Raw genomic sequence first — 5,378 nt, 5'->3', positions numbered from 1 at the left:
CAAAAACTGCTTGGTCCCGGTAGTAGTATCCTGCCCTCCGGGACTACCTATCGTCACTGGCGGCCATTGTGAATATACCCTCAATATTGGCATTTTCTTTGATGGCACTAACAACAATCGTGATGCAGATATGGGGAAAGATGCACAGAGCAATGTTGCCCGTCTATTTGACGCCTATCGTGAAGATCCGAACGAAGGATTTTTTCGTCATTACATTTCCGGGGTAGGTACGGAATGTAAGGAATTAGGTACTTCAGGTAAGAATCCCTTGGAAGCAGCCGCAGGAATGGGCGGACAGGCAAGAATTTTAGTTGGTTTGCTACAGGTTTTGAATTCTGTAAATTTTTTTACTAACGACGAACTACTATTTGAACTGCCGCAAATGGCTGCCTTATGCAGTGAAATCTGGGTACGTCCAGACGACCCATCAAGCAGCATGCCAATCGGCAAAGAAGCGCAAATTTTAAAAGAATTGGGACTAGAACGCGGCTTGGTTGACGATCCCAATCGGGGCACTTTCTTTGCCAAGCTGAACAGCGAATTGACCACGAAGCTGGCTGATCGAAAAACGCCCAGAAAAATTACCGGCATCTATATCGATGTATTCGGGTTTTCACGCGGTGCGGCGCAGGCGCGCACGTTCACTACCTGGCTGCACGACTATCTGCTATTCGGCACGGACGACAATAGAACATTGTTTGGTATTGAATCCTATGTGCGCATGCTCGGTATTTTCGATACCGTGGCCTCCGTCGGCAATCCTGCCGATCCCTATAACAATCACATGAACTGGGCGGAGCCAAAAAACCTGCATATTCATCCGGCAGTCAGAAACTGCGTCCATTTCGCCGCCATGCATGAATTGCGCTCCAGCTTCCCGTTGGATAGCGTGTGCAAGGAAGACGGGACTATGCCCGCCAGATGTTGTGAGCGCTATTACCCAGGTGTCCACAGCGATGTCGGTGGCGGTTATGCGCCCAATGAGCAAGGAAAGGCTATTTCTGCTTTACCGCAAATTGATGCCTCGCCGAAATTGGAAGTAAAGAACAAACTTAAATTATCGCAATTAGCACTGAACGACATGCTCGCTGCTGCACGTCAAGCCTGTGAATTTCATACCTATGGCGATCCATGGCTCAACTTTGCATCCGAATCAGGAAAAGCAAACAGATTAGCCGAACAGTTTGACATTGACCCATTAGTCGCCAGTAGAGTCGCCACTTATTTGTCCAGTTGCGGCATTGAGGAAGATCTCTCCATCGAAGATGCGCTGAAAAGACATGGTGAGCTGTATCTGGCGTGGCGTTATCAAGTGACTCAAGAAAATGAGTACAAAAATCTAACCAGCGTTGGGTATGCCAGCCGACTGGACGCCAAAGGGTATGACTATCTTCTTAAAGGCGAGAGCATTTTTGCGGCGCAATTGAAATTTGTTGTGAGGTCCGGCGTAAAAGACTTTCAAGTGGACAATGAAAATAAGGGTTTCTCGCGTAGAGCGGCTGATATCTTGGCGAAGATTGAGACCAAGATGGTAACGGTAGCCGCCGAAATTCCCACATTTTTCGATGATTTCGTGCATGACTCCTATGCAGGCTTCATCGGGAAATTAGGTACGGCTTTAACGTCAGCATCAGAGCATGAAGGTTATATCCGTTACCGCATCGTTTATACCGGTACCGCAACTCCCAAGAACGCCATGCTCGGCGCTCCCCAATTAACCCGCATGGCTTGATCGGGAGAGTCCTATGTCTGATCTATCCATCGTCGTCGTTGGCGACCCGCTGAGCAACGGCGGCATTGTCATGTCCGGCTCACCGATCGAAACGGTCGCGGGCAAAGCGGTTGCCCGTAAGGGGGATCTGGCCCGCTGCGACAAGCACGGCATGACCCATATTGCGGAAGGCTCGTCAAACCATGCCAGCGGCGGCATTCCGGTGGCCTTGGATCGTCACCGCACCGCATGCGGTTGTTTTCTCATTGCCGCCACCGCGAGCGCTTTTGCCAGCATCACGGCATGAGTAGTTTTTACATAATTGACGCAGCACGTTTACTCAACATATTCACATATTTTTACTATGACAGACTCAACAGAGGTTGCGCCGCTTACGCCGTTAACAGGGGATGGCTTACTCAAGTTGATGGGTAATGACGTACCGGTCACGCGTTCAGCACCTTTGATGGGGACTGCCAGTGATGCGGAAAAAGAAGCCGTCAGCATAGAGCAGAAAATCGCTGCCATCGTTCTCAAAGCAATCACAACACCCGAACAACGCGATGCCCGGCTGGTCAAGATCAAAGCCGCTAAAAATCCTTTGCTAGAAGCCGCCAAGCCGTTGATCTGGATGCTGGCCGACATACGTAAAACCCACTTTACGACGCAGATTCAAATCGAATCGTTCCGGCGCTTGGTGCAACAGGAAGTCATCGATTTTAAAATCCTGTGCAACCGCGCCGACATCTTGCGCGAGCATACGGAGATAGCGAGTTATTGCTTATGTACAGCGTTGGATGAGGCAGCAGTGGGTACAAAGTGGGGTGGCGGTCACGGTGGAGGCGATGTTGGCGTTTGGGCAGGAGGGCGCATGCTGGCGGAAATGTTTCACCAGAACAGACAAGGCGGCGTCAATTTTTTCAATTTTACCGGGGGGATGTTATCAAAACAGGATGAACATCGCGATGTGCTGGAAGTACAGTACTACATTCTCCATATGGGTTTTAAAGGAAGGTATCGCGCGGAAGTTGGCGGCGAAAAATCCTTATCTGATATCCGCCAGCACGTGTACGAACGCATTTATGCTAATCAGCCGCCGGCGCCAGCGGCTTTATCGCCCAACTTGCCACTGACAGCTCCCGGCAAGTTCATGCCCAGGCGTCATGTGCCCGTAGGCTTGGTGGCGGTAGTAGCGGTGTTGGTCGCATTCACCATGTTTTCCTGGTACAAATATCAGCTCGTCACCCGGAGTGAGCAACTGGTGCAAGAGATTACCGACATCGGCAAGATGACGCCGCCGCCAACGCAGGCCATGCCATTGCGCCTGGCGCAATTACTCAAAGATGAAATCGCCAGCGGCAAAGTCATAGTCGACGAGAGTGACGCCGGTAGAAGTAGCGTGCTGTTTAAAGGAGACGATATGTTTGTGGCAGGCGCTGCCAAGCTCAATGCCGACATGTTGTCCTTGCTGGATAAAGTGGCCACAGAGCTTGCTAAAGTATCCGGCAGCGTGCAAATCATCGGTCATTCCGATAACGTGCCGATCCGGACCCGCGCCTTTCCGAATAATCAAGCTTTGTCAGAAGAACGCGCTGCCAGCGTCGGCGACGTGCTGCAAGCGGCGGGCGTCGCTGGTAATCGTGTAACCATTATCGGTCGTGGCGATAGTGAGCCGCTTGTCAGCAATGCCAATGTTGTTGGCCGTGCTAAAAACCGGCGCGTGGAAATGATTGTATTGCAACCCGCTGCTTCCTCCTCTTCTGCTGTTGCTGCCACATCAAGCCGCTGATGTCGCATTACGCTCACGATTGTGCCCATGCCTAAATTTTTCTCGCTAGTCTTTTCTCGTCAGACGCTGGCTGTTGTCGCGGTGATATTAATTGCAGCAATCATCTGGTTCCTTGGTCCGTTGCTCGCTGTCAGTCATTTGCATCCGCTGGCTTCGGTGATGATGCGCGCCACTGTCATCGCGTTGACATGTTTGTTCGGAGTGTGTTTGCTGACACCGGTAGCGATGCATCTGTTCGCTGTTGCCGCCACTTGTGTCTTGATCTGGCATCTCGGTCCGTTGCTGAGCTTTGCACAAGCGCAGCCTCTCGCATCAATGACGGTGCGTGCCGTTATCATTGCGGTGATCTTGTCGGGGTATGCATTGGTGATCTTGTCTCGCCGGTTGAACCAGAAGCACAAAGGACAAGAGATCGTATCGCCTGAGGGCTACGCTGAATTGCAGCATGTCAGGGAGATTTTTAGGCGCGCCATAAAACGCCTTAAAAGTTTACGTGGCGTGAACCCATTGCGTTGGATATTTCAAGGCAAGCGCTATCTGTATCAACACCCATGGTATATGGTGATCGGCGCAGAGGGAAGTGGTAAGACCAGCGCGTTGGTTAACGGCGGATTGCGATTACACGTGACAGGGCAACTACAGAACCTGGTCACGGCTGGCGACAGTCCAACGGAACATTGTGATGTCTGGATGTCCGCGGAAGCGGTGTTGATTGATACCGCCGGGCGTTACACCACCCAGACCACAGACCCGGTTAAAGACAGAACTGTATGGCAAGGCTTCTTAACGCTATTGCGCCAGAAGCGGGTGCTGGCGCCGATAAATGGTGCGATTGTGGCCATCGATATTGGCGCGTTGATCATGCAAACGCCGGAGGAACGCATCACCTATGCGGCGCAAATCCGCACACGCTTGGGGCAATTGCAGTCTGAATTAGGTATCTGCTTCCCATGTTATGTCATCGTCACCAAGATGGACGTGCTGGAAGGTTTTGCAGAATACTTTGCCGCATTGTCGTCCGCCGAGCGCGCACAGGCATGGGGTTTTACCTTTCTTTCTAACGAATCTGATGACAGCAAAGTATCTTTAGTCAATCAACTGCAATCACAGTTTCAGGCTTTGCTGGAACGTCTGGAAGAGGGGACGCCACAGCGCTTGCAATGTGAGTTTTCAGCCGATATGCGGGCGGCCTTAACCTTGCTGCCGCGAGAGTTTGAGGCTGTCATCGTGCCATTGGCCCAGATGATCGACGCCATATTCCATCATGATCTGTATGGTGCCAGCGACATGCGCTCCAGCCTGCGTGGCGTGTATTTCACCAGTGCGGCACAAACGCATGCTCACGTGCCAGCCAGCAGCTTAACCGTAGGACAACGTCACCGTGCCGCACAAGCGGATGTCCAACCGTCAGATCGGTTGGCGGCACTGCGTGAGGCAGCGGCAACGACATTATCTGATGAGAAGCGGTGCTATTTTCTGTCGGACGTATTTAATAAAATCATCATTCCTGAAGCGCATCTGGTAGAACCGAACCGACGTGCGGTGCTTCGTCTGCACGCGCTACGCTTGATCGGCTACGCCGGTACCGCCATTTTGTTGATCGCGTTATGCAATGCATTGATGCTCTCGTTTCAAAATAATCATGCCTATCTCAACGCGGTTGCAGAGAAAACGGGATACTTGAAACAACGCGTTAGCAATTTGTTCGCCGCATCAGGCAGCAACAAAATGCTCGCCGTACCCGATACGCTCGCCGCCGCACAAGAACTGCCCGTATTTAGGGGACTCAATCTGGACGATCCAGCCAGCAATTTCCGCTACGGCCTATACAGCACGCTGCCAGTCGCTGACGCCGCACATAATACCTATGCGCGTTTG

Annotated in this window: 4 protein-coding genes; all 4 read left to right on the top strand. The window is 51.8% G+C overall.

The window, feature by feature from the left end; translation table 11 throughout:
• On the top strand, positions 1–1,732 hold a 1,732-nt coding region (locus KHU33_RS25180), incomplete at its 5' end, for a T6SS phospholipase effector Tle1-like catalytic domain-containing protein (protein WP_211468143.1).
• 13 nt (positions 1,733–1,745) lie between these two features.
• On the top strand, positions 1,746–2,018 hold the full coding sequence (locus KHU33_RS25175) for a PAAR domain-containing protein (protein ID WP_211468141.1): 273 nt from the start codon (positions 1,746–1,748) through the stop codon (positions 2,016–2,018).
• A 57-nt stretch (positions 2,019–2,075) separates the two neighbouring features.
• A complete protein-coding gene (gene tssL, locus KHU33_RS25170; RefSeq protein WP_211468139.1) occupies positions 2,076–3,500 on the top strand; it encodes a type VI secretion system protein TssL, long form in 1,425 nt (474 codons plus the stop codon).
• A 27-nt stretch (positions 3,501–3,527) separates the two neighbouring features.
• On the top strand, positions 3,528–5,378 hold a 1,851-nt coding region (tssM, locus tag KHU33_RS25165), incomplete at its 3' end, for a type VI secretion system membrane subunit TssM (RefSeq protein ID WP_211468137.1).

The organism is Collimonas silvisoli, assembly GCF_018305005.1.
GTDB lineage: Bacteria > Pseudomonadota > Gammaproteobacteria > Burkholderiales > Burkholderiaceae_D > Collimonas > Collimonas silvisoli.
Note: the sequence above shows the minus strand (reverse complement) of the source record. Positions and strands in the feature narration are given on the sequence as shown.